This is a genomic window from Citrobacter sp. RHB20-C16, from assembly GCF_013890155.1.
In the GTDB taxonomy this organism is placed as follows: domain Bacteria; phylum Pseudomonadota; class Gammaproteobacteria; order Enterobacterales; family Enterobacteriaceae; genus Citrobacter_A; species Citrobacter_A amalonaticus.
The window spans coordinates 4508577-4533843 of sequence record NZ_CP057630.1; the positions used below are offsets into that span (position 1 = coordinate 4508577).

The following is a 25267-nucleotide window of genomic DNA, read 5'->3' on the forward strand; positions in this document are numbered from 1 at the left end:
GTCAGTGTATCATGTCATTCATACTCAGCCCGACACATTGCCACGGTATCTTCGATCAGACGCCGTGCGACGGTGCCAGGCGGCGGCAGGAGCGGTAAATCATCGTAGCGATACCAGTTAGCCTCCAGCAGCTCTTTCGGGTCGATGACAATCTCGCCACTGTCATACTCCGCCATAAACGCAGTCATCAGCGACATCGGGAAAGGCCACGGCTGCGAGGTGATATAGCGCAGGTTTTTAATTTTAATGCCGCTCTCTTCCATCACCTCACGCGCCACCGCCTGTTCCAGGGTTTCGCCCACCTCAACAAATCCGGCAAGTACGGTATGTACGCCGTTACGATGGCGAACGTGTTGGGCAAGCAGGATCGAATCCTCACGGCGAATGGCGACGATAATGCAGGGGGCGATTTGCGGATAGTAACGTTCACGGCAGTGGGTACAGAGCATCGCCCACTCGGTTTTACTCGGATGCATCAGGTGCCCGCAGTAGCCACAGAATTTATGCGATCGATAAAACTCAGCCAGCTGTACCCCGCGCCCCGCCAGTTGAAACAGCCCCACATCCTGATTGATCACCTGACGAACCGATCCCATCTCGTGACGCCGATGCTGTTGCACCAGCCAGACGGGTTCGCCTTCCCACTCTCCGATTTGCAGCGCTGGCTGCCCGACAAGATCGAAAGTTGCCGCATCGCCGTGTGGCAATTCGCCATGAGGCAACCATAATTTTTGCTCATGGCTGACGATCCACCAGCCGTGATCTAATTTTTCAATTATACGATCCATAGCTCTTGCACTACCTTTGCTTCACTGGCATGTTGATAACATTATTTTTACAATTCCTGCGTGAGCAGTTTTTAAATCTACACTTGCGGAGTCAATCATGCTAAACCAGCTGGAAGACCTGACAGAGCGCGTCAGAGGAAGTAACAAACTGGTTGATCGCTGGCTACATGTACGTAAGCATCTGCTCGTGGCTTACTACAATCTGGTTGGCATTAAGCCTGGCAAAGAATCGTACATGCAACTGAATGAAAAAGCGCTGGATGATTTTTGTCAGAGCCTGGTCGACTACCTCTCCACCGGACACTTCAGTATTTATGAACGTATTCTGCATAAATTGGAAGGTAACGGGCAGCTTTTAAAAGCGACAAAAATTTGGCCGCTACTGGAAGCTAACACACAACGCATCATGGACTACTATGACTCCAGTCTGGAAACGGCGATTGATCACGATAACTGCCTGGAGTTTCAACAAGTTTTATCCGATCTCGGCGAAGCGCTGGAAGCCCGATTTGCGCTAGAAGATAAGCTGATCATGCTGGTCTTTGACGCCATGCATGACAATGCGGTTATCAAACGTCCTGCTTGAGTTCGGCGCACAGAACGCGTAGTTTACCCCTATTGCCTCTTATCAGAGGTTACATCTTGTCGGAGTGCCTGGTGTGAAAACACCGGCTGAGACCGTTAATTCGGGATCCGCGGAACCTGATCAGGTTAAAACCTGCGAAGGGAACAAGAGTAATTCTGCTTTATGCGTAAGCCTTAACGGGCGTCGCACACCTATTACTCATCCGTCGTCTGACAAGCCATCTCCTTACTTTTTTGGAATGAGCTATGTCTGCAACTACCCCTAAATTGTCCCGCCGCGAACAGCGCGCGCAAGCACAACACTTTATCGATACGCTGGAAGGCACAGCCTTCCCGAACTCAAAACGGATCTACATCACCGGTTCACAACACGATCTTCGCGTCCCGATGCGGGAAATTCAGCTTAGCCCAACGCTCATCGGCGGCAGCAAAGCGGAACCGCAGTTTGAAGAGAACGAAGCGATTCCGGTGTACGACACCTCCGGTCCGTATGGTGATCCGGATGTGGCAATTAACGTCCAGCAGGGGCTGACAAAGCTGCGCCAGCCGTGGATTGATGCGCGTAACGACAGCGAAGCCTTAACTGACCGCAGCTCTGTCTATACCAAAGAACGTCTGGCCGACGACGGTCTGGATGAACTGCGTTTCACCGGTTTGCTGACGCCAAAACGCGCGAAAGCAGGCAAATGCGTGACGCAACTGCACTACGCGCGCCAGGGTATCGTAACCCCGGAAATGGAGTTTATCGCCATTCGTGAAAACATGGGCCGTGAACGCATCCGCAGTGAAGTGTTACGCCAGCAGCATCCGGGTGAAGGATTTGGCGCACGCCTGCCGGAGAACATCACGCCGGAATTTGTGCGTGATGAAGTGGCCGCTGGACGAGCTATCATCCCCGCCAACATCAATCACCCGGAATCGGAACCGATGATTATCGGGCGTAATTTCCTGGTGAAGGTGAACGCCAATATCGGCAACTCTGCCGTCACCTCCTCCATCGAAGAAGAAGTGGAGAAACTGGTGTGGTCAACGCGCTGGGGAGCGGACACCGTAATGGACCTCTCCACCGGTCGCTATATCCATGAAACCCGCGAATGGATCCTGCGCAACAGCCCGGTGCCGATCGGTACCGTTCCGATCTACCAGGCGCTGGAGAAGGTCAACGGGATCGCCGAAGATCTGACGTGGGAAGCCTTCCGCGATACGCTGCTGGAGCAGGCCGAACAGGGGGTGGACTACTTCACCATTCATGCCGGAGTGCTGCTGCGCTATGTGCCGATGACCGCGAAACGCCTGACAGGGATTGTCTCGCGCGGAGGGTCCATTATGGCGAAATGGTGTCTCTCTCATCACAAAGAGAACTTCCTCTTCCAGCACTTCCGCGAGATTTGTGAAATCTGCGCTGCCTATGACGTGTCGCTGTCGCTCGGCGATGGCCTGCGTCCGGGTTCCCTTCAGGACGCCAACGACGAGGCACAGTTCTCAGAACTGCACACACTGGGCGAACTGACCAAAATCGCCTGGGAGTATGACGTGCAGGTGATGATTGAAGGTCCGGGCCATGTGCCGATGCAGATGATCCGTCGCAACATGACCGAAGAGCTGGAGCACTGTCATGAAGCGCCATTCTACACCTTAGGCCCGCTGACCACTGATATCGCACCGGGTTACGACCATTTCACCTCGGGAATTGGCGCAGCGATGATCGGCTGGTTTGGCTGCGCGATGCTCTGCTATGTCACCCCGAAAGAACACCTTGGCCTGCCAAACAAAGAAGATGTGAAACAGGGGCTGATTACCTACAAGATTGCCGCCCATGCCGCCGATCTGGCGAAAGGGCATCCGGGGGCGCAAATCCGTGATAACGCGATGTCCAAAGCGCGCTTTGAATTCCGCTGGGAAGACCAGTTTAATCTGGCGCTCGATCCGTTTACCGCCCGCGCTTACCACGATGAAACCCTGCCGCAGGAATCCGGCAAAGTCGCGCACTTCTGCTCCATGTGCGGCCCGAAATTCTGCTCAATGAAAATCAGTCAGGAAGTCCGTGACTACGCCGCCGCGCAGACCATCGAAGTGGGGATGGCGGATATGTCAGAAAACTTCCGCGCCAAAGGCGGAGAAATCTACCTCAAGCGGGAGGAAGTCTGATGATTCAACCCGATTTCCCAACGGTTCCTTTTCGCCTGGGCCTCTATCCGGTTGTCGACAGCGTAACGTGGATTGAACGCCTACTGGATGCGGGCGTGCGTACGCTCCAGTTGCGCATCAAAGATAAGCGTGATGAAGAGGTGGAAGCCGATGTGGTGGCCGCCATCAAACTGGGGCGGAAATACAACGCCCGTCTGTTTATTAACGATTACTGGCGGCTGGCGATCAAACACCGCGCCTATGGCGTGCATCTGGGTCAGGAAGATCTGGAAACCACCGAACTGAAGGCGATTCAGGCGGCGGGATTACGCCTGGGCGTCTCGACACACGACGATATGGAGATCGACGTAGCGCTGGCGGCACGTCCCTCCTACATCGCGCTGGGCCACGTTTTCCCGACGCAGACTAAGCAGATGCCGTCCGCGCCGCAAGGACTGGAACAACTCGCACGGCATATCAATCGTCTGAATGATTATCCTACCGTCGCCATTGGCGGTATCAGCCTGGAGCGCGCCCCCGCCGTGCTGGCGACTGGTGTAGGGAGTATTGCGGTGGTCAGCGCCATTACCCAGGCCGAAGACTGGCGGGCGGCCACCGCGCAATTGCTGGCGATAGCAGGAGCAGGCGATGAATGACCGTGACTTTATGCGCTATAGCCGTCAGATCCTGCTGGGCGATATCGCCATTGACGGTCAGCAAAAGCTGCTTGCCAGCCGTGTGCTGATCGTCGGGCTGGGCGGATTAGGCTCACCGGCCGCGCTGTATCTGGCAGGAGCCGGTGTCGGCACGCTGGTGCTGGCTGACGACGATGAGGTTCATCTCAGCAACCTGCAGCGGCAGATCCTGTTCACCACGGATGACATTGCCCGCGCTAAATCGCAGGTTGCACAGCAGCGGCTGGCACGACTCAATCCGGATATCGAACTGCTCTCGCTGACGCAGCGTCTGAGTGGAGAGGCGCTCAGGCATGCAGTGGCGCAAGCGGATGTCGTGCTCGACTGCACCGACAACATGGCGACGCGTCAGGAAATTAACGCCGCCTGCGTGGCGCTCGATACCCCGCTGATCACCGCCAGCGCGGTCGGTTTTGGCGGCCAGTTGATGGTGTTGACGCCGCCCTGGTCACAAGGCTGCTATCGCTGCTTATGGCCGGATGACGCGGAACCCGAACGCAATTGCCGTACCGCAGGCGTTGTCGGCCCCGTCGTCGGGATGATGGGGACCCTGCAGGCACTCGAGGCAATCAAGCTCCTAAGCGGTATGGAGATACCCGGCGGCGAATTGCGCCTGTTTGACGGCAAAACCAGCCAGTGGCGCAGCCTGGCATTACGCCGCGCCAGCGGGTGCCCAGTGTGTGGAGGGCGACATGCGAATACAGTTCAATGATGAGCCAATGCAGTGTGCAGAAGGACTCTCCGTGCATACACTGCTGACGCAATTGAATCAGTTAAAACCCGGCGCCGCACTGGCGCTGAATCAACAGATCCTGCCCCGCGAGCAGTGGGAGCAGCACATCGTGCAGGAAGGCGACCAGATCCTGCTTTTTCAGGTTATCGCGGGGGGTTGAAATGTTACGAATTGCAGATAAAACGTTTGATTCGCATCTGTTCACGGGCACGGGTAAGTTTGCATCACCAGCATTAATGATTGACGCGATCCGCGCCTCCGGTAGCCAACTGGTGACGCTGGCCATGAAGCGAGTGGATTTGCGCCAGCATAATGACGCCATCCTGGCTCCTCTTATCGACGCGGGCGTCACGCTGTTGCCCAACACCTCCGGGGCGAAAACGGCAGAAGAGGCAATCTTTGCCGCACAGCTTGCGCGCGAGGCGCTCGGTACCCATTGGCTGAAGCTGGAAATTCATCCCGATGCGCGCTGGTTGCTGCCGGACCCCATTGAAACGCTGAAAGCCGCCGAGGCACTGGTAAAACAAGGATTTGTGGTGCTGCCTTACTGCGGTGCGGATCCGGTGCTGTGTAAACGGCTGGAAGAGGTGGGCTGTGCGGCAGTAATGCCGCTCGGCGCGCCGATTGGCTCTAATCAGGGGCTGGAAACCCGGGCCATGCTGGAGATTATTATCCAGCAGTCCACCGTTCCGGTCGTGGTGGATGCCGGAATCGGCGTACCCAGCCACGCCACGCAGGCGCTGGAAATGGGCGCGGACGCCGTGCTGGTGAATACGGCGATTGCCGTGGCGGACGATCCGGTGATGATGGCCCGCGCTTTCCGTCTGGCGGTAGAAGCCGGCCTTCTGGCGCGTCAGGCAGGACCGGGTAGTCGCAGCCGTCAGGCGCAGGCCACCAGCCCACTGACCGGTTTTCTGGAGATCCCGGTATGAAAACGTTCACCGACCGCTGGCAGCAACTCGACTGGGACGACATCCGCCTGCGCATCAACAGCAAAACGTCCGCTGACGTTGAGCGGGCGCTAAATGCCCCCCACCCCAGCCGCGACGATATGATGGCACTGCTGTCACCTGCCGCGAGCGCATACCTTGAACCGCTGGCACAGCGGGCGCAGACGCTGACCCGCCAGCGCTTCGGCAATACGGTGAGTTTTTACGTCCCGCTGTATCTCTCCAATCTGTGCGCTAACGACTGTACCTACTGCGGTTTTTCGATGAGTAACCGCATCAAGCGCAAGACGCTGAATGAAACGGACATTATCCGGGAGTGTGCGGCGATCCGCGAGCTGGGTTTCGAACATCTCCTGCTGGTCACCGGCGAGCATCAGGCAAAGGTCGGAATGGACTATTTCCGTCGCCACTTGCCCACCATTCGCCAGCAGTTTTCGTCATTACAGATGGAAGTTCAACCGTTAGCCGAGGCGGAATATGCCGAACTGAAAACGCTGGGACTCGACGGCGTGATGGTCTATCAGGAAACGTATCACGACGCGATGTACGCGCAGCACCATCTGAAGGGGAAAAAACAGGATTTCTTCTGGCGGCTGGAAACCCCGGACCGACTGGGGCGCGCCGGTATCGACAAAATCGGCCTCGGGGCGCTGATTGGTCTTTCCGACAACTGGCGGGTGGACTGCTATATGGTTGCAGAGCATTTGCTGTGGCTTCAGCAGCACTACTGGCAAAGCCGCTACTCGATTTCGTTCCCGCGCCTGCGTCCGTGCGCTGGCGGTATTGAGCCCGCCTCAATCATGGATGAGCGCCAACTGGTACAAACCATTTGCGCGTTCCGTCTGCTGGCACCGGAAATTGAGCTGTCGTTGTCGACGCGGGAGTCGCCCTGGTTTCGAGACCACGTGATCCCGCTGGCGATTAACAACGTCAGCGCGTTCTCGAAAACCCAGCCTGGCGGGTATGCGGACAATCATCCTGAACTGGAACAGTTCGCGCCACATGACAACCGCCGTCCCGAAACTGTCGCCGATGCGCTTTCCGCGCAGGGGCTTCAGCCGGTATGGAAAGACTGGGATGCGTATCTGGGGCGCGCTTCGCAAAGGCGATGAACCGCCTTGCAAACGGGTAACCATTTTACGAGCCGCGACGAAAGAGAGAAAATGAGAGGTTGTTGTTAGCCTCTCACTTTTTTAACGTATCACCGTCAGCCTTAACGCTGTCCAGGGCGAAGAGCTTCTTCCTCGTTTCGCCCTGCCTTCACCGAAATCAGCGAGATAAAACACCAATTTCAGCCAAAAATGGCCACTGGGGTGTACACTTCTTAAGATAAATCACCTCGACTTATATCAGCGAGATTATAATTGCCTACATTCTTCCTGATATGCAGAGCCACATTGTTGGCTTCACTTCGCACTTCTCTTCGGGATTTACACTTTCTGGATAAGTACAGTAATGGCACGTCATAACAGAAAACTTTCATTCACGACGCCAATATTGGTGAGCTTTACGGGGATCATACTCAGCTTTTTATTGATCGCCATATTCATAACTTTTACGCAGAAGAATGATTTTCTTGAAGATTATCATGGCATAAATCGGAACTTCACCCATAACCTGGCGGTGAACTATACCGAGTCTTTGCTACGCGAAAATGATTATATCCTTGGCCGGGCGGCGACCTACTTTTCTCGTAATGACCACCTGAACGACACGGTTAACCTTGACCCGGAACAGGGTCTGAAAACCATCATGCAATTGCAGACGCTGATGCCCTCAGTCTCCTCGATCTCATTGGTAGATATAGAAGGCCATTACCTGCGCGCGCCCCAGGTGCTAAATACCGAACGCAGCACAACATTCGACGTGAAATCGCGTCCCTGGTTTATGGATCAGGCTGAAGCCAGTACCTTTAGCAACTATACCGCCCCCTACATTGACTATTTTACGCACCACCCTACGGTGACGATCTACAAACCGGTCATCTCTCCCGAAGGGAAAATGAAAGGTACGATTGCGTTTCATCTTGATCTGACGTCAATGGGTTACGCATTGCGCCAGATGGTGGCTCCCGTCCAGGGCGAGTTCTATGTGGTCGACCGTGATGGAAAAGTGGTACTGCATCCGGATACAGGCGCGCTGTTTAAACAGTATGTCAGTAAAAAAACCATGAGCCGGATGACCAGCGGTGAAGGACATCTGTACGACCCGGACACTCAGGACTGGTACTACTACTATTCGTTCACCAACCCGGACTGGTTTGTGATTTATCGGGTTTCAGATACAACCCTCGTCGATCTGACACGTCATGAGACCAACATTGTGGTCTGGGGATTTGCCCTTGCGGCGATCATCATTGCGCTGTTTGGTCTCTATCTTCGCCACGCTTCACGCACGGTGCTGATGAATATCATCAACGCAATCAAGACCGGCGATGTGAAACGCGCACCGCGCCTTGAAGCAATGCTGAGCAAAGCTATCGAGTCCAATAAGGAGCGCGAACTGGCTTACGTTCGACAGGCGACCATTGATGCCCTGACCGGTTGTAAAAACCGCCGCGCTTTTGACAGCGATATCGCCGCGCTGATGAACGATCACCAACCGTTCGTTCTGGCACTGGTGGATATTGATAATTTTAAATTTATCAATGATACCTGGGGACATTTGAATGGCGACATCGTCCTGCGTAACGTCGCGCGCGAAGGGATTCAGATCATGCAACCCGCCGCCGTTTCTGTCTATCGCTATGGCGGTGAGGAGTTTGCCGTGCTGTTCTCGGGTGAGCAATTGAACAACGCGCATACCCTACTGGAACGCTGGCGCATTGAGGTCGCGCAGCGCTCATGGCGTGAAGAGGGTCTGCACGTCACCTTTAGCGCCGGACTCGGGGAATGGAATCTGGAAGCGCAGGAACAGCTGATCATGCGTGTAGATGAAGCGCTATACAAAGCCAAACAGGAAGGAAAAAACCGGATTATTGTCGCGAATCGCTGATCATCCCCTCTCTGCAACGCCCGTTATGACGGGCTTTTTTTCATTTTGAGAAAAACCGCAACCGGTTTCATTATTTGTGCGATTTCTTTGTGATGCTTTACACACATTCGCGGTAAGGCGGTTGTTCTCATCACTCGGTCGGACTAAAGATGAAGTATCAATGGAACCGTGAGAGCGAACTATGAAGAATATCGTTTTATGCTGTGCCGCCGGTATGTCCACCAGCATGCTGGTACAACGAATGAAAGATGCCGCTCAGAAGAAAGGGATCGAAGTGACGATCAAGGCTGTGCCTGTCGCAGAGTTTAAAGAGAATATTGCCACGGCGGACATCGTTCTGCTCGGCCCACAGGTCAAGTATGAGCAGGCAAAATTGCAGGCGCTGGCCGATCCGCTCGGTAAGAAAGTCGCCGTGATCGACATGATGGATTACGGCATGATGAAAGGCGATGCCGTGCTGGAAAAAGCCCTGAAGCTGATGGAGCCCTAACATGGAAGAGTTAGAAACCATCATTATGGAACTGCTGGTTAATGCCGGAGCCGCACGAAGCCAGGCATTGACCGCCCTGCAACTGGCTCGCAAAGGCGACTTTGCCGGTGCCGAACAGGCGATGGAAGAGTCACGCGATTACGTCAAACTGGCGCATAAAATCCAGACGCAACTGATCGGGATCGATGAAGGAACCGGTAAGCTGCCGGTGAATCTGATCACCGTCCACTCGCAGGACCATCTGATGAACGCGATGGTGATTCAGGATCTGGCAGGTGACATGATTGAACTGTATCGCCGAATCCCGCTGGCAAACTGATAAAAAAGCCTGGTGGCGCTACGCTTACCGGGCCTACAAAAACGCCATAAAAAAACCCGCCGAAGCGGGTTTTTTACTGTCAGGCAGTCAACGATTACTCGTTGTCAGAACCACCCAGACCTGCGTTCAGCAGTTCTGCCAGGCTGGCAGAGGCATCTTCTGCAGTCACCTGCGGTGCAGCCGGAAGTTCACCCGCAGCACGGCGACGCATACGATCCTGGTGGTACGCATAACCGGTACCCGCCGGGATCAGACGACCTACGATAACGTTCTCTTTCAGGCCACGCAGTTCGTCGCGTTTACCCGCAACGGCTGCTTCGGTCAGGACACGCGTGGTCTCCTGGAACGATGCGGCAGAGATGAACGACTCGGTTGCCAGAGACGCTTTGGTGATACCCAGCAGATCGCGGGAGAACGTGGCGCCCACTTTGCCGTTCGCTTCCAGTTCGCGGTTAGCGATCTTGACGCGGGAGTATTCAACCTGTTCGCCTTCCAGGAAGTCGGAGCTACCAGCGCTTTCGATGGTGGCTTTACGCAGCATCTGACGAACGATAACTTCGATGTGTTTATCGTTAATCTTAACGCCCTGCAGACGGTATACGTCCTGAACTTCGTTAACGATGTAACGAGTTACAGCATGAACACCACGCAGACGCAGAATGTCGTGCGGCGCTTCCGGACCGTCGGAAACCACGTCACCACGTTCTACACGTTCACCTTCGAACACGTTGAGCTGACGCCATTTCGGAATCATCTCTTCGTACGGATCGCTACCGTCTACCGGGGTGATAACCAGACGACGTTTCCCTTTGGTTTCTTTACCGAAGGAAATAATACCGCTGATTTCAGCCAGGATTGCCGGCTCTTTCGGACGACGTGCTTCGAACAGGTCCGCAACGCGCGGCAGACCACCGGTGATGTCCTTGGTACCGCCGGATTCCTGCGGAACACGCGCCAGGGTGTCACCAGAACTGATCTGTACGCCATCTTCCAACTGAACAATCGCTTTACCCGGCAGGAAGTACTGCGCAGGCATGTCGGTACCCGGGATCAGTACGTCGTTACCCTGAGCATCAACGATTTTCAGTGCAGGACGCAGATCTTTACCACCGGTAGTACGTTCTGCGGAATCCAGAACCACCAGAGAAGACAGACCGGTTAACTCGTCGGTCTGACGCGTAATGGTCTGGCCGTCGATCATGTCAGTGAAGCGGACAAAACCACTCACTTCCGTGATAACCGGCATGGTGTGCGGATCCCAGTTTGCTACGGTTTCACCGCCGGCAACCTGCTCACCATCACCTTTCGCCATCACAGAGCCGTAAGGCACTTTATAGCTTTCTTTGGTACGACCGAATTCGTCGATCAGTTTCAGCTCAGTGTTACGGGAGGTGATCACCAGTTTACCGCTGGAGTTCACAACCGACTTCGCATTGCTCAGACGGATGCTACCTTTGTTTTTCACCTGGATGCTGGATTCAGCAGCCGCACGAGATGCCGCACCACCGATGTGGAACGTACGCATCGTCAGCTGTGTACCCGGCTCACCGATGGACTGTGCCGCGATAACGCCGATAGCTTCACCTTTGTTGATGATGTGGCCACGCGCCAGGTCACGACCATAGCAGTGCGCACATACACCAAAGTCGGTGTCACAGGATACAACAGAGCGAACTTTCACAGAGTCAACGGAGTTCGCTTCCAGCAGATCACACCACTGTTCATGCAGCAGCGTGTTGCGCGGAACCAGAATATCCGCCGTACCCGGCTTCAGAATGTCTTCTGCGGTTACACGACCCAGAACGCGATCGCGCAATGGCTCTTTAACATCACCACCCTCGATAACCGGGGTCATGGTGATACCTTCCAGCGTGCCACAGTCGTCTTCGGTAACAACCAGATCCTGTGCAACGTCAACCAGACGACGCGTCAGGTAACCGGAGTTCGCTGTTTTCAGTGCGGTATCCGCCAGACCTTTACGCGCACCGTGCGTGGAAATGAAGTACTGGAGTACGTTCAGACCTTCACGGAAGTTCGCGGTGATCGGCGTTTCGATGATGGAGCCATCCGGCTTCGCCATCAGACCACGCATACCCGCCAGCTGACGAATCTGTGCAGCAGAACCACGCGCACCGGAATCGGCCATCATGTAGATGCTGTTGAAGGAAACCTGCTGCTCTTCCTGACCGTCACGGTTAATCACGGTTTCGGTTTGCAGGTTATCCATCATCGCTTTGGATACACGATCGTTCGCCGCAGCCCAGATATCGATAACTTTGTTATAGCGTTCGCCGGCGGTAACCAGACCAGACTGGAACTGTTCCTGGATCTCAGCCACTTCAGCTTCCGCTTCAGAGATGATCTCGTGTTTTTTCTCCGGGATGACCATGTCATCGATACCAACGGATGCACCTGAACGCGCTGCATAAGCAAAGCCGGTATACATTGTCTGGTCAGCGAAGATAACGGTCGGCTTCAGACCCAGAATGCGGTAACAGGTGTTCAGCATTTTGGAGATCGCTTTCTTACCCAGCGCCTGGTTGACGATGGAGAAAGGCAGACCTTTCGGTACGATCATCCACAGGATTGCACGACCTACCGTCGTATCAATCAGGCTGGTTTTCGCAACGAACTCGCCGTTAGCATCTTTTTCGTATTCGGTGATACGCACTTTAACGCGCGCATGCAGAGAGGCCAGGCCAGCGCGATAAATACGCTCAGCTTCTTTCGGGCCAGTCAGCACCATGCCTTCGCCTTTGGCGTTAACACAGTCACGGGTCATGTAGTACAGACCCAGTACAACGTCCTGAGACGGAACGATGATAGGTTCGCCGTTCGCCGGGGACAGGATGTTGTTGGTAGACATCATCAGCGCACGCGCTTCGAGCTGGGCTTCCAGCGTCAGCGGTACGTGAACAGCCATCTGGTCACCATCGAAGTCGGCGTTATATGCCGCACAAACCAGCGGGTGCAGCTGGATAGCTTTACCTTCGATAAGAACAGGTTCAAACGCCTGGATACCCAGACGGTGCAGTGTTGGTGCACGGTTCAGCAGTACCGGGTGTTCGCGGATCACTTCGTCCAGGATATCCCAAACGACAGCTTCTTCACGCTCAACCATTTTCTTCGCGGCTTTGATGGTGGTGGCGAGGCCACGCAGTTCCAGCTTGCCGTAGATGAACGGTTTGAACAGCTCCAGTGCCATTTTCTTCGGCAGACCGCACTGGTGCAGACGCAGGTATGGACCTACGGTGATAACAGAACGACCGGAGTAGTCAACACGCTTACCGAGCAGGTTCTGACGGAAACGACCCTGTTTACCTTTGATCATATCGGCCAAAGATTTCAGAGGACGTTTGTTAGAACCGGTGATCGCACGACCGCGACGACCGTTATCCAGCAGGGCGTCAACCGCTTCCTGCAGCATACGTTTTTCGTTGCGTACGATGATGTCCGGCGCAGCCAGATCCAGCAGACGTTTCAGACGGTTGTTACGGTTGATCACGCGACGATACAGATCGTTCAGATCCGACGTGGCGAAACGACCACCATCCAGCGGAACCAGCGGACGCAGATCTGGCGGCAGAACCGGCAGAACGGTCAGGATCATCCACTCCGGCTTATTGCCAGACTGAACGAACGCTTCCAGCAGCTTAATACGCTTGGTCAGCTTCTTACGCTTGGTTTCGGAGTTGGTTTCGTTCAGCTCTTCACGCAGAGTTTCACACTCTTGCTCCAGATCCATGCTCTTCAGCAAGGCCTGGATCGCTTCCGCACCCATCTTCGCGTCAAATTCGTCACCGAACTCTTCCAGCGCATCCAGATACTGTTCTTCAGTCAGGATCTGCTGGCGTTCCAGATTGGTCATACCGCCTTCGATAACCACATAGGATTCGAAGTACAGTACGCGTTCGATATCGCGCAGCGGCATATCGAGCAACAGGCCGATACGGGACGGCAGAGATTTCAGGAACCAGATGTGAGCAGTCGGGGACGCCAGCTCGATGTGGCCCATACGCTCACGGCGTACTTTAGTCTGGGTCACTTCAACGCCGCACTTCTCACAGATCACACCGCGGTGTTTCAGGCGCTTGTACTTACCGCACAGGCACTCATAGTCTTTTACCGGCCCAAAGATACGGGCGCAGAAAAGGCCGTCACGCTCAGGTTTGAACGTACGGTAGTTAATGGTTTCCGGCTTCTTAACTTCACCGAAAGACCATGAACGGATCATGTCTGGCGAAGCCAGAGCAATTTTGATCGCATCAAACTCTTCGGTTTTAGTTTGCGCTTTCAGAAACTTTAATAAGTCTTTCACGGATTTGCTCCCGTCGGAGTTAGCACATTCCGCTGCCGGGTGTTATCCCGGCAGCAGTGACCTGTTTGAGCGAGAATTACTCGTCTTCCAGTTCGATGTTGATACCCAGCGAACGAATCTCTTTCAACAGTACGTTGAAGGATTCCGGCATGCCCGGTTCCATCTGATGGTTGCCATCTACGATGTTCTTATACATCTTAGTACGGCCGTTCACGTCATCAGACTTAACGGTGAGCATTTCCTGCAGGGTGTATGCCGCGCCGTATGCTTCCAGCGCCCACACCTCCATCTCCCCGAAGCGCTGACCACCGAACTGCGCCTTACCACCCAGCGGCTGCTGAGTAACCAGGCTGTAGGAACCGGTGGAACGAGCGTGCATCTTATCGTCGACCAGGTGGTTCAGTTTCAGCATGTACATGTAACCTACGGTTACCGGACGCTCGAACTGCTCACCCGTACGGCCGTCGAACAGCGTGATCTGACCGGAAGTCGGCAGGTCACCCAGTTTCAGCAGCTCTTTAATTTCCGCTTCTTTCGCACCGTCGAACACCGGCGTTGCGATTGGCATACCTTTGCGCAGGTTTTCAGCCAGACGCAGAACTTCTTCATCGCTGAAGGTATTCAGGTCAACTTTCTGACGAACATCAGCGCCCAGATCGTACGCACGCTGGATGAACTCGCGCAGTTTCGCGACTTCCTGCTGCTGTTTCAGCATGGCGTTGATCTTATCGCCGATACCTTTCGCAGCCATACCCAGGTGGGTTTCCAGAATCTGACCGATGTTCATACGAGACGGTACGCCCAGCGGGTTCAGTACGATATCTACCGGCGTACCGTTAGCATCGTGCGGCATATCTTCGATCGGGTTGATCTTAGAAATGACACCCTTGTTACCGTGACGACCTGCCATCTTGTCACCAGGCTGGATACGGCGTTTAACGGCCAGATAGACCTTAACAATCTTCAGCACGCCCGGTGCCAGATCGTCGCCTTGGGTGATTTTGCGGCGTTTCGCTTCGAGTTTTTTCTCGAACTCGTGTTTCAGTTCGTCGTACTGCTCAGCCAGTTGTTCCAGCTGATTTTGTTTCTCTTCATCGGTCAGGCCGAGTTCCAGCCAGCGATCGCGAGGCAGTTTGTCGAGCTTCTCAGCTTCAACACCACCGGCAACCAGCACAGCATAGATACGGCTGAACAGGCCAGCTTCGAGGATCTGCAGTTCTTCAGACAGGTCTTTCTTCGCCTGCTTCAGCTGCATCTCTTCGATTTCCAGCGCACGTTTGTCTTTTTCTACGCCATCGCGAGTAAAGACCTGAACGTCGATAACCGTACCGGAAACACCGTTTGGTACGCGCAGAGAAGAGTCTTTAACGTCAGACGCTTTCTCACCGAAGATCGCACGCAGCAGTTTTTCTTCTGGCGTCAGCTGGGTTTCACCTTTCGGCGTTACCTTACCCACCAGAATGTCGCCACCGGTCACTTCCGCACCGATGTAAACGATACCGGATTCATCCAGTTTAGAGAGCGCAGCTTCACCCACGTTCGGGATGTCAGCAGTGATCTCTTCCGGCCCCAGCTTGGTGTCACGGGACACGCACGCCAGTTCCTGAATGTGGATGGTGGTGAAACGGTCTTCCTGGACAACACGCTCGGAAACGAGGATGGAGTCTTCGAAGTTGTAACCGTTCCACGGCATGAACGCGACGCGCATGTTCTGACCGAGCGCCAGTTCACCGAGGTCGGTGGACGGACCGTCTGCCAGTACATCACCACGTTCAACCGGCTCGCCCAGAGAGACACACGGCATCTGGTTGATACAGGTGTTCTGGTTAGAACGGGTGTATTTGGTCAGGTTGTAGATGTCGATACCCGCTTCGCCCGGGTACATCTCGTCTTCGTTAACTTTGATAACGATACGGGAAGCATCCACGTACTGAACGGTACCGCCACGTTTAGCCACCGCAGTAACACCGGAGTCAACGGCAACAGCACGTTCCATACCGGTACCTACCAGCGGCTTATCAGCGCGCAGAGTCGGAACCGCCTGACGTTGCATGTTCGCACCCATCAATGCACGGTTGGCGTCATCGTGTTCCAGGAATGGGATCAGGGACGCACCGACGGAAACCACCTGCTGAGTGGAAACGTCCATGTAGTCAACCTGGTCACGGCTGAACAGGCTGGATTCACCTTTGCTACGGCAGGTCACCAGATCTTCTACGAAGTGGCCATCGTCATCCAGGTTGGAGTTCGCCTGAGCGATAACGAAGTTACCTTCTTCAATAGCAGACAGGTAATGAATCTCATCTGTCACAATGCCATCAACCACGCGACGATACGGCGTCTCGAGGAAGCCATATTCGTTAGTCTGTGCGTACACGGACAGGGAGTTGATCAGACCGATGTTCGGACCTTCAGGCGTTTCGATTGGACATACGCGACCATAGTGCGTCGGGTGTACGTCTCGAACTTCAAAGCCAGCACGCTCACGCGTCAGACCGCCTGGGCCGAGGGCAGAGATACGACGTTTGTGCGTAATCTCAGACAGCGGGTTGTTCTGGTCCATAAACTGAGACAGCTGGCTGGAACCGAAGAACTCTTTCACTGCTGCAGAAATCGGTTTGGCGTTGATCATGTCCTGAGGCATCAGGGTATCCAGATCGCCCAGAGACAGACGCTCTTTCACCGCACGCTCAACACGTACCAGGCCAACGCGGAATTGGTTTTCCGCCATTTCGCCTACGGAACGGATACGACGGTTGCCGAGGTGGTCGATATCATCGACTTCGCCTTTACCGTTACGGATATCGATGAGCTTCTTCATCACTTCGATGATGTCGTCTTTGCTCAGGATACCGGAACCTTCGATTTCGTCGCGCAGCAGAGAACGGTTGAACTTCATACGACCGACCGCAGACAGGTCATAACGGTCTTCAGAGAAGAACAGGTTCTCAAACAGGCTTTCAGCCGCTTCACGTGTCGGCGGCTCACCCGGGCGCATCATGCGGTAGATTTCTACCAGCGCGCTCAGACGATCGTTAGTTGGGTCGACGCGTACGGTTTCAGAAATGTACGGGCCGTGATCCAGATCGTTGGTGAACAGGGTTTCGATACGTTTGTGGCCAGACTGGCTCAGCTTAGCCAGCAGATCCAGGCTCAGCTCCATGTTCGCCGGGCAGATCAGCTCGCCAGTGGATTCGTCAACGTAATCTTTCGCAGCCACTTTGCCCGCAATGTACTCAACCGGAACTTCGATATGTTTGATATCGTCTTTTTCCAGTTGGCGGATGTGACGCGCAGTGATGCGGCGGCCTTTTTCAACGTAGATTTTACCGTTCGCTTCGATATCGAAGGAGGCGGTTTCACCACGCAGACGTTCAGGCACCAGCTCCATCTGCAGCTTGTTGTCGCGAATCTCGAAAATCACTTTTTCGAAGAACAGATCCAGGATCTGCTCAGTGGTGTAGTTCAGCGCACGCAGAATAATGGTCGCAGGCAGTTTACGGCGACGGTCGATACGTACGAACAGGTTGTCCTTCGGATCGAATTCGAAGTCCAGCCAGGAACCACGGTAAGGAATGATGCGCGCGTTATACAGCACTTTACCCGAAGAGTGGGTTTTACCTTTGTCGGAGTCAAAGAAGACGCCCGGACTACGGTGCAGCTGAGAAACGATAACACGCTCAGTACCGTTGATAACAAAGGTACCGTTGTCGGTCATGAGCGGAATTTCGCCCATGTAGACTTCTTGTTCTTTAATGTCTTTAACGGTGCCTTCCGGCGCTTCGCGCTCGTAGATCACCAGACGCAGTTTTACGCGCAGCGGTGCGGAATAGGTCACGCCACGGATCTGACATTCCTGAACGTCAAACACCGGTTCGCCAAGACGGTAGCTGACGTATTGCAGCTCGGAATTACCGCTATAGCTCTGAATCGGGAATACGGAACGGAAGGCGGCTTCCAGACCATACTGCCCCTCAGGATCTTGCTCGATAAACTTCTGAAACGAGTCAAGCTGGATAGAAAGGAGATAAGGCACATCCAGAACTTGTGGACGTTTACCAAAATCCTTACGAATACGTTTTTTCTCGGTATAGGAGTAAACCATAGGGTTCCTCAGCTCGCTGACAAGTCGACCCATCTGTCCATTGAGCGGACAGTTTGTGCAACACTATTTTGTTGACCGGAAAATCGAATACTTTCCGCAATGCCTGTTGCTATCACGCTTAAACCATTTCATTGCGATTTACACAGAACGGACGCTCTGTCGCAGTATATTAAGTCGTCGATAGAAACAAGCATTGAAAGGCACAGCAGTAGTCAAACAGTGTGAAACGCTACTGGCGCCTTACAGCGCAAAAAGGCTGGTGACCAAAAAGTCACCAGCCATCAGCCTAATTTCTCAGGCTGCAACCGGAAGGGTTGGCTTATTTAACTTCAACTTCAGCGCCAGCTTCTTCCAGAGATTTTTTCAGTGCTTCTGCGTCATCTTTGCTCACGCCTTCTTTCAGAGCGGCCGGAGCAGATTCTACCAGGTCTTTAGCTTCTTTCAGACCCAGGCCAGTTGCGCCACGTACTGCTTTGATTACAGCAACTTTGTTAGCGCCAGCAGCTTTCAGAATTACGTCGAATTCAGTTTTTTCTTCAGCAGCTTCAACCGGGCCAGCAGCTACAGCAACAGCAGCAGCAGCGGAAACACCGAATTTTTCTTCCATTGCAGAGATCAGTTCTACAACGTCCATTACGGACATAGCGGATACTGCTTCAATGATTTGATCTTTAGTGATAGACATTTAAATTGTTCCTGAATATCAGAATAAGTTTATACGTAAGCAGATGCTTTAAAAAGATAACTGCGATTAAGCAGCTTCTTTCGCATCGCGTACAGCAGCCAGAGTACGAACCAGTTTGCCAGCCGAAGCTTCTTTCATGGTTGCCATCAGGCGTGCAATTGCTTCTTCGTAGGTCGGCAGAGTTGCCAGGCGGTCGATCTGAGACGCCGGGATCAGCTCACCTTCAAAGGCAGCGGCTTTGACCTCAAATTTTGCATTCGCTTTCGCGAACTCTTTGAACAGACGAGCAGCAGCGCCCGGGTGTTCCATAGAGTATGCAATCAGGGTCGGACCAACAAACGTGTCTTTCAGGCACTCGAACGGAGAACCTTCAACAGCACGACGCAGCAGGGTGTTACGAACAACACGCATGTAAACGCCAGCTTCACGACCTGCTTTACGCAGTTCAGTCATTTTATCTACAGTCACGCCACGGGAATCCGCAACTACTGCAGACAGCGCGCCTTTGGCTACTTCGCTGACTTCAGCAACAATCGCTTGTTTGTCTTGAAGATTTAAAGCCATTAGCTTTGCTCCTGGATGTTTGCCGGAACTCATGTTCCGGAACTCACTTCACTCTTTCCAACGAAAAGAGCGTCTTAATACGGTGAGCAGAAACAAGCCAGAGTATCCAAAAATAATCTTAGCGTTCTGTCACCGTCTACGCAGGGGATTAAGTTTCTTACGAAACACCTGCGGTCTTCGACGGAGGCCTGGATTAGGCCAGGCTCCAACGAACAAATCTGTTCTATGCTTCGTCTTTCGAACCGCAATTCAAATGACTTGCAGAGTGTCTGTCTCTTTCAACAGAAACGTGGGGGTAGAATTGTAGACAAATCCACCGCCCACGTAAAGCTAATCTTAGTTCGCAGAAGCGCTCAGACCAGCCTGATCAACGGCAACACCAGCACCCATGGTGGTGGAGATGCTGATTTTCTTGATGTACACGCCTTTCGCCTGAGTCGGTTTTGCTTTCTTCAGCGCAACCAGCAGAGCTTCCAGGTTTTCTTTCAGTTTGTCAGCGTCAAAATCCACTTTACCGATGGTAGTGTGGATGATGCCGTTTTTGTCGTTACGGTAACGAACCTGACCCGCTTTAGCGTTCTTAACTGCTTCAGCAACGTTCGGCGTTACGGTACCCACTTTCGGGTTTGGCATCAGGCCACGCGGACCCAGAACCTGGCCCAGTTGGCCAACAACGCGCATTGCATCCGGAGAAGCAATAACCACGTCAAAGTTCATTTCGCCTTTCTTGATCTGCTCAGCCAGATCTTCCATACCTACCAGTTCAGCGCCAGCAGCTTTAGCAGCTTCAGCGTTTGCACCCTGGGTAAATACAGCTACGCGAACGGAACGGCCAGTACCGTGCGGCAGTACAGTTGCACCACGTACGTTCTGGTCAGATTTACGCGCATCGATGCCGAGGTTAACGGCAACGTCTACGCTTTCAACGAACTTAGCGGTAGCCAGTTCTTTCAGCAGAGAGATAGCTTCGTTGATGTCGTACTGTTTGGTCGCATCAACTTTCTCACGGATCACACGCATGCGCTTGGTCAGTTTAGCCATTTCTTAGTCCTCCACTACCAGGCCCATGGAACGTGCAGTACCTTCAATGGAGCGAGTCATCGCTTCAATGTCGGCACCAGTCATGTCGGCAGCTTTGGTCTGCGCGATTTCCTGCAGCTGAGCGCGGGAAATTTTACCTACTTTGTCTTTGTTCGGCTTACCGGAACCAGACTTAATACCAGCCGCTTTCTTCAGCAGAACGGCTGCCGGAGGCGTTTTGGTAATGAAGGTGAAAGAACGGTCAGCGTAAACGGTGATAACAACCGGAATTGGCAGACCTTTTTCGATGGAATCAGTCTTAGCGTTGAACGCTTTGCAGAATTCCATGATGTTAACACCCTGTTGACCCAGAGCAGGACCAACCGGCGGACTCGGGTTTGCCATACCAGCTGCAACCTGCAGCTTGACGTAGGCTTGGACTTTCTTAGCCATTCTCAATTTCCTCTGTTGGGTGATAGCGCCTCAGAGAGGCTCCCCGTGATATAAAAATTCGTTCTACGGGCCAGGCCCATAAAAACAAAAGGCGCGAAATTGTATTCCAATCTCACGCCTTGTGCAACGATTAAATCGCCGCTTTTTTGATCGCTACTTAGGCTTTTTCAACCTGTGCAAAGTCCAGTTCTACCGGGGTCGCACGACCGAAGATAGAAACGGATACTTTCAGGCGGGACTTCTCATAGTCCACTTCTTCAACGACGCCATTAAAGTCAGCAAACGGACCATCGTTGACACGCACCATCTCACCCGGTTCAAACAGCGTTTTCGGCCGCGGCTTATCACCCACCTGCTGCAGGCGATTCATAATCGCATCAACTTCTTTGTCGCTGATCGGCGCCGGACGGTCAGATGTACCGCCGATAAAGCCCATCACACGCGGTACGCTACGCACCAGGTGCCAGCTCGCGTCATTCATGACCATCTGAACCAGCACGTAACCCGGGAAGAATTTACGCTCGCTCTTACGGCGCTGACCACCACGGATTTCAACCACTTCTTCGGTCGGCACCATGACTTCGCCAAACAACTCTTCCATATTGTGTAATTTGATATGCTCACGCAGCGATGTTGCTACGCGGCCTTCAAAACCGGAAAACGCCTGAACGACGTACCAGCGCTTTTTAGGAGCTTCAGACATCTCAGAACCTCAGGCCAGTGATAAAGGAAACCAGGCGAACCAGAATACCATCCAGTCCCCACAGGATCAGTGACATTACTGCGGTAACCGCAGCCACAATCAACGTGGTGTGCAATGTTTCCTGGCGAGTCGGCCAAATGACCTTACGTACTTCAGTACGCGCTTCGCGGGCAAAAGCAACGGTAGCTTTACCTTTTGTCGTCAACAGCGCGACACCACCCGCTGCAGCAATCAGAATTACTACGGCCAGCGCACGCAGCGGCAGCATCATGTCACGATAAAGATAGTTGCCAACAATTGCCACGAGCAGCAATGCCACAACCACGATCCACTTTATCGCTTCCAGGCCACGCCCGCTCCCTTGAGCTTCGGTATTCGCACTCATAAACCAACCTGTCAGAAGTATTCTACAAATAATTTCACCCCGCGAATGCGAGGCTAACCAGTCAACCTTGTGCCGAAATGCATTGGGGCATTCCGGGCTCAACGCCCTCTTCAGAGCCTGTCTCAGCAATGATTATGACAAATAAAATCACTGATGAGCCAGGTTCTGGTTCGAAAGCGTGCAAAAAGGGCATCAAATGATGCCCTTTTAATGCGCATTGCGTCAAATGTTATCAGCGATTAGCTGAGAACTTTAGCAACAACGCCTGCGCCTACCGTACGGCCGCCTTCACGGATTGCGAAACGCAGACCGTCGTCCATCGCGATCGGGTGGATCAGGGTAACAACCATTTTGATGTTGTCGCCCGGCATTACCATCTCAACGCCTTCCGGCAGTTCGATGGTGCCAGTCACGTCAGTTGTACGGAAGTAGAACTGCGGACGGTAGCCTTTGAAGAACGGAGTATGACGGCCGCCTTCGTCTTTGGACAGGATGTACACTTCGGATTCGAACATCGTGTGCGGCTTGATGGTGCCCGGCTTAGCCAGTACCTGACCACGTTCGATTTCTTCACGTTTGATACCACGCAGCAGAACACCAACGTTCTCACCCGCACGGCCTTCGTCCAGCAGTTTGCGGAACATTTCAACGCCAGTACAGGTAGACTTGGCAGTCTCTTTGATACCAACGATTTCAACTTCTTCGCCCACTTTGATGATACCGCGTTCTACACGACCGGTAACAACGGTACCACGACCGGAGATGGAGAATACGTCTTCGATCGGCAGCAGGAACGGCTTGTCAATCGCACGCTCTGGTTCCGGGATGTAAGAATCCAGGAAGCCAGCCAGTTCGATGATTTTCGCTTCCCACTCTGCGTCGCCTTCCAGCGCTTTCAGAGCAGAACCACGAACGATCGGGGTGTCGTCGCCCGGGAAATCGTACTGAGACAGAAGTTCACGAACTTCCATTTCTACCAGTTCCAGCAGCTCTTCGTCATCAACCATGTCGCATTTGTTCAGGAACACGATGATGTACGGAACGCCTACCTGACGACCCAGCAGGATGTGCTCACGAGTCTGCGGCATCGGGCCGTCAGTCGCAGCAACAACCAGGATCGCGCCGTCCATCTGCGCAGCACCGGTGATCATGTTTTTAACATAGTCGGCGTGGCCCGGGCAGTCTACGTGTGCGTAGTGGCGAGTCGGGGTGTCATATTCAACGTGAGAAGTGTTGATGGTGATACCACGAGCTTTTTCTTCCGGCGCGTTATCGATCTGATCGAATGCGCGAGCAGCACCGCCGTAGGTTTTAGCCAGTACGGTAGTGATGGCAGCGGTCAGCGTTGTTTTACCATGGTCAACGTGGCCGATAGTACCGACGTTAACGTGCGGTTTTGTACGTTCAAACTTTTCTTTAGACATCGATTGTCCCTCTAAGACACGGATAAATCGGTGATATCACCACATCAACCAGGCGATATGCCTGAACTGTTGAATCATTGAGTCGTTACAGAGAAAACACGGGGAGGAGAAGTGAAGTGGTGCTGATACCCAGAGTCGAACTGGGGACCTCACCCTTACCAAGGGTGCGCTCTACCAACTGAGCCATATCAGCACGTCTGGAGCGGGCAGCGGGAATCGAACCCGCATCATCAGCTTGGAAGGCTGAGGTAATAGCCATTATACGATGCCCGCATCCTGAAACTCGGCTACCCAGTTCTTTCTGTAACAAAAAAAGAGACAAGTCTCTTTTCTTATTCGAGCCGATTATTTTCGTAACCAGCTCAGACAGCAATTGCTGCCAGAAAGTGGTGGTGGGGGAAGGATTCGAACCTTCGAAGTCTGTGACGGCAGATTTACAGTCTGCTCCCTTTGGCCGCTCGGGAACCCCACCGGACTTGATGGTGCCGACTACCGGAATCGAACTGGTGACCTACTGATTACAAGTCAGTTGCTCTACCTACTGAGCTAAGTCGGCATCAAGTAGCGCGCATTCTATGGAGACCTGCGTGCTCATGCAACTAAAAAATTGCATAAAATGTTCTATCGCTCACATTTTGCACTATACGACCAAAAAATGGCGTATTTTCAGTCAGCTTAGCATAAAATTTCGACATTATCTGGCAGTCCATTTCCTCCCACCTGCATCGGGTGGTACTTCAACGCATCAAATCATCGCCTGTACATCTGGAATATCCGTCACATTGCGTTTCAGGGAATGACGTTCAGAAGAGATTTTTTCTTATTATTCCCCCCCATCTGGTGTTACCCTCCTGCCCATTGTCCAAATTAACTGAAATGCGACGTGCCATTGCATGCCGGGGATGACGCGCTTTTTATCACTGCCCTGATGGTGTAATGACAGCCAGAAACATGCTTATGAGTATAAAAGAGCAAACGTTAATGACGCCTTACCTACAGTTTGACCGCAACCAGTGGGCTGCGCTTCGTGATTCCGTGCCGATGACCCTCACTGAAGAAGAGATCGCACGGTTAAAAGGGATTAATGAAGATTTATCGCTGGAAGAAGTTGCAGAGATCTATTTGCCCTTGTCGCGTTTGCTTAACTTCTATATCAGCTCGAACCTGCGTCGTCAGGCTGTTCTCGAACAGTTTCTGGGCACGAACGGTGAGCGTATCCCTTATATCATCAGTATTGCTGGCAGCGTAGCGGTGGGGAAAAGTACCACTGCGCGTGTATTACAGGCGTTACTGAGCCGTTGGCCAGAACATCGTCGCGTTGAACTGATCACCACGGATGGTTTTCTTCATCCAAACCAGGTATTAAAAGACCGTGGGTTAATGAAGAAGAAAGGTTTTCCGGAATCGTATGACATGCATCGTCTGGTCAAGTTTGTCTCCGATCTCAAATCCGGCGTGCCAAACGTAACCGCTCCGGTTTATTCGCATCTGATTTATGATGTGATCCCTGACGGGGATAAAACCGTGGCCCAACCCGATATATTAATTCTCGAAGGACTCAATGTTCTGCAGAGCGGGATGGACTATCCACACGACCCTCATCATGTATTTGTTTCGGACTTCGTCGACTTCTCTATTTATGTTGATGCACCGGAAGAGTTACTGCAGACATGGTATATCAATCGTTTTCTTAAATTCCGCGAGGGGGCGTTTACCGACCCTGACTCTTATTTCCATAACTACGCGAAACTGACGAAAGAGGAGGCGATCAATACGGCCACCTCATTATGGAAAGAAATTAACTGGCTGAATTTAAAACAAAATATTCTACCCACGCGTGAGCGCGCGAGTCTGATTATGACCAAGAGCGCCAATCATGCCGTCGAGCAGGTTCGCCTGCGAAAATAATTAAAAAGGGAGCTTTCGCTC

Annotated in this window: 21 protein-coding genes, 4 tRNA genes, 1 pseudogene and 1 riboswitch; of the genes and pseudogenes, 12 read left to right on the plus strand and 14 right to left on the minus strand. The window is 53.2% G+C overall.

Features of this window, described 5'->3' with window-relative positions:
* Window positions 1–14 precede the first annotated feature (14 nt).
* Window positions 15–788 carry an NAD(+) diphosphatase gene (gene nudC / locus HVX64_RS21555; RefSeq protein WP_044256807.1) on the minus strand — a complete coding sequence of 258 codons (774 nt, stop codon included), beginning with the start codon at window positions 786–788 and terminating at the stop codon, window positions 15–17.
* A gap of 97 nt (window positions 789–885) precedes the next feature.
* Here nudC and HVX64_RS21560 point away from each other — a divergent pair, with 97 nt between their 5' ends.
* The 10 genes from HVX64_RS21560 (at window position 886) to HVX64_RS21605 (ending at window position 9681) form a co-directional block, all read left to right on the plus strand.
* Complete coding sequence (locus tag HVX64_RS21560) at window positions 886–1374, plus strand: Rsd/AlgQ family anti-sigma factor (protein WP_042998981.1); 489 nt, start codon at window positions 886–888, stop codon at window positions 1372–1374.
* A gap of 50 nt (window positions 1375–1424) precedes the next feature.
* A riboswitch (TPP riboswitch) is annotated at window positions 1425–1534 on the plus strand.
* An 85-nt stretch (window positions 1535–1619) separates the two neighbouring features.
* Entirely contained in the window at window positions 1620–3521 is a 1902-nt protein-coding gene (gene thiC / locus HVX64_RS21565; RefSeq protein ID WP_044256805.1) for a phosphomethylpyrimidine synthase ThiC, read from the plus strand.
* Window positions 3521–4156, plus strand: a complete 636-nt coding sequence (gene thiE, locus HVX64_RS21570; RefSeq protein WP_042998979.1) for a thiamine phosphate synthase — start codon at window positions 3521–3523, stop codon at window positions 4154–4156. The genes thiC and thiE overlap by 1 nt, the downstream gene beginning before the upstream one ends.
* Complete coding sequence (locus tag HVX64_RS21575) at window positions 4149–4907, plus strand: HesA/MoeB/ThiF family protein (RefSeq protein WP_042998978.1); 759 nt, start codon at window positions 4149–4151, stop codon at window positions 4905–4907. Before thiE ends, HVX64_RS21575 begins: the two co-directional genes overlap by 8 nt.
* A complete protein-coding gene (thiS, locus tag HVX64_RS21580; protein ID WP_042998977.1) occupies window positions 4888–5088 on the plus strand; it encodes a sulfur carrier protein ThiS in 201 nt (66 codons plus the stop codon). The genes HVX64_RS21575 and thiS overlap by 20 nt, the downstream gene beginning before the upstream one ends.
* 1 nt (window position 5089) lies before the next feature.
* Window positions 5090–5860: a thiazole synthase gene (thiG, locus tag HVX64_RS21585; protein WP_044256804.1), complete on the plus strand. Its 771-nt coding sequence runs from the start codon at window positions 5090–5092 to the stop codon at window positions 5858–5860.
* Window positions 5857–6990, plus strand: a complete 1134-nt coding sequence (gene thiH, locus HVX64_RS21590; protein ID WP_044256803.1) for a 2-iminoacetate synthase ThiH — start codon at window positions 5857–5859, stop codon at window positions 6988–6990. The genes thiG and thiH overlap by 4 nt, the downstream gene beginning before the upstream one ends.
* Window positions 6991–7333: 343 nt before the next feature.
* Entirely contained in the window at window positions 7334–8872 is a 1539-nt protein-coding gene (locus HVX64_RS21595) for a sensor domain-containing diguanylate cyclase (RefSeq protein WP_044256802.1), read from the plus strand.
* 181 nt (window positions 8873–9053) lie between these two features.
* The gene (locus tag HVX64_RS21600; protein ID WP_042998973.1) at window positions 9054–9362 is read left to right on the plus strand and encodes a PTS sugar transporter subunit IIB; all 309 of its coding nucleotides are present in this window, start codon (window positions 9054–9056) and stop codon (window positions 9360–9362) included.
* 1 nt (window position 9363) lies between these two features.
* On the plus strand, window positions 9364–9681 hold the full coding sequence (locus tag HVX64_RS21605) for a PTS lactose/cellobiose transporter subunit IIA (RefSeq protein WP_042998972.1): 318 nt from the start codon (window positions 9364–9366) through the stop codon (window positions 9679–9681).
* Between the two features lie 94 nt (window positions 9682–9775).
* Here the strand turns inward: HVX64_RS21605 and rpoC are convergent, their stop codons facing one another.
* The 13 genes from rpoC to HVX64_RS21670 all read right to left on the minus strand — a co-directional run bounded on the left by rpoC (window position 9776) and on the right by HVX64_RS21670 (window position 23894).
* Complete coding sequence (gene rpoC, locus HVX64_RS21610) at window positions 9776–13999, minus strand: DNA-directed RNA polymerase subunit beta' (protein ID WP_042998971.1); 4224 nt, start codon at window positions 13997–13999, stop codon at window positions 9776–9778.
* A gap of 76 nt (window positions 14000–14075) precedes the next feature.
* A complete protein-coding gene (gene rpoB / locus HVX64_RS21615) occupies window positions 14076–18104 on the minus strand; it encodes a DNA-directed RNA polymerase subunit beta (RefSeq protein ID WP_044256801.1) in 4029 nt (1342 codons plus the stop codon).
* A 319-nt stretch (window positions 18105–18423) separates the two neighbouring features.
* Window positions 18424–18789: a 50S ribosomal protein L7/L12 gene (rplL, locus tag HVX64_RS21620; RefSeq protein ID WP_012133812.1), complete on the minus strand. Its 366-nt coding sequence runs from the start codon at window positions 18787–18789 to the stop codon at window positions 18424–18426.
* Between the two features lie 66 nt (window positions 18790–18855).
* Complete coding sequence (gene rplJ, locus HVX64_RS21625; RefSeq protein ID WP_042293041.1) at window positions 18856–19353, minus strand: 50S ribosomal protein L10; 498 nt, start codon at window positions 19351–19353, stop codon at window positions 18856–18858.
* A gap of 336 nt (window positions 19354–19689) precedes the next feature.
* Window positions 19690–20394 carry a 50S ribosomal protein L1 gene (gene rplA, locus HVX64_RS21630; protein WP_042998969.1) on the minus strand — a complete coding sequence of 235 codons (705 nt, stop codon included), beginning with the start codon at window positions 20392–20394 and terminating at the stop codon, window positions 19690–19692.
* Between the two features lie 3 nt (window positions 20395–20397).
* The gene (gene rplK / locus HVX64_RS21635; RefSeq protein ID WP_012133815.1) at window positions 20398–20826 is read right to left on the minus strand and encodes a 50S ribosomal protein L11; all 429 of its coding nucleotides are present in this window, start codon (window positions 20824–20826) and stop codon (window positions 20398–20400) included.
* Between the two features lie 157 nt (window positions 20827–20983).
* Window positions 20984–21529: a transcription termination/antitermination protein NusG gene (gene nusG / locus HVX64_RS21640; RefSeq protein ID WP_003862341.1), complete on the minus strand. Its 546-nt coding sequence runs from the start codon at window positions 21527–21529 to the stop codon at window positions 20984–20986.
* A 1-nt stretch (window position 21530) separates the two neighbouring features.
* Window positions 21531–21914 (minus strand): preprotein translocase subunit SecE, encoded by a 384-nt coding sequence (gene secE / locus HVX64_RS21645; RefSeq protein WP_012907759.1) that lies wholly within the window; start codon window positions 21912–21914, stop codon window positions 21531–21533.
* A 239-nt stretch (window positions 21915–22153) separates the two neighbouring features.
* Window positions 22154–23338: an elongation factor Tu gene (gene tuf / locus HVX64_RS21650; protein ID WP_042998968.1), complete on the minus strand. Its 1185-nt coding sequence runs from the start codon at window positions 23336–23338 to the stop codon at window positions 22154–22156.
* A 117-nt stretch (window positions 23339–23455) separates the two neighbouring features.
* Window positions 23456–23531, minus strand: a tRNA-Thr gene (locus tag HVX64_RS21655).
* Between the two features lie 5 nt (window positions 23532–23536).
* Window positions 23537–23611: transfer RNA gene (locus HVX64_RS21660), tRNA-Gly, on the minus strand.
* A 114-nt stretch (window positions 23612–23725) separates the two neighbouring features.
* Window positions 23726–23810 (minus strand) — tRNA-Tyr (locus tag HVX64_RS21665).
* 8 nt (window positions 23811–23818) lie between these two features.
* Window positions 23819–23894 (minus strand) — tRNA-Thr (locus HVX64_RS21670).
* A 19-nt stretch (window positions 23895–23913) separates the two neighbouring features.
* Between HVX64_RS21670 and HVX64_RS24200 the strand changes: the two are divergent.
* Both HVX64_RS24200 and coaA read left to right on the plus strand, forming a co-directional pair.
* Window positions 23914–24036: pseudogene (locus tag HVX64_RS24200) on the plus strand (hypothetical protein); the annotation flags it as partial.
* A gap of 259 nt (window positions 24037–24295) precedes the next feature.
* On the plus strand, window positions 24296–25246 hold the full coding sequence (gene coaA / locus HVX64_RS21675) for a type I pantothenate kinase (protein WP_061069505.1): 951 nt from the start codon (window positions 24296–24298) through the stop codon (window positions 25244–25246).
* Window positions 25247–25267: the final 21 nt, after the last annotated feature.